Source organism: Bradyrhizobium sp. LeoB3, from assembly GCF_055456055.1.
In genome coordinates this window covers 1-533 of the sequence record NZ_JBVBEF010000367.1, presented here as the reverse complement: position 1 = coordinate 533, position 533 = coordinate 1, and the positions used below count along the sequence as shown (strand labels likewise).

Here is a 533-nt window from a genome sequence, read left to right as displayed (position 1 = left end):
TGTCCGGCGAAGTGGTGATGAAAATGTCTTCGTTGTCGCCTTCGATTTTACATTTCAGCACGTCGCCAAGCGAGGGCGTTGATGCAAGCATTTGAGCGCCAACAAAACTGGCGACTAGTGCCACGAGAATTGAATGTTTATTCTGCGATTTTGATCCGATTTACAATCGCAAATCGGCGACAGTTGGCGACTATTCACAGGCCCTGTTGGCCCGAACCAATCCGGCTGCGGAGCTACGTCGCTACCGGGTACCGATTTTTCTGAGTATCCTTCGAGAGACAGGTTTCCAACTCACGTAGCTGTAGAGCCCGGCCCACGAATGGACCTGAGTACCGCACTTACGGCAGTTAAATTCGCCGGGCTGCTGGCCCGGCTGCTGTTGCTGGCACGCCGCATAGACCGTAACGCAGCGCGGACAGGAGAAATGGACGATCAGCTGGGCATCATTGCTCATTCTCAAATGATGTACCGTGATTCGGCACTTTCCCAGCGCGAGAGATTCGCATTTAACGTTTTCCACGACTATCTGTCTG

1 protein-coding gene is annotated in these 533 nt (G+C 52.9%); it reads left to right on the top strand.

Annotation, left to right across the window (positions count from 1 at the left end; translation table 11 throughout):
* Nucleotides 1-319 precede the first annotated feature (319 nt).
* Nucleotides 320-533: hypothetical protein (locus ACZXDY_RS46355; protein WP_464350080.1), on the top strand; the 214-nt coding region annotated here is incomplete at its 3' end.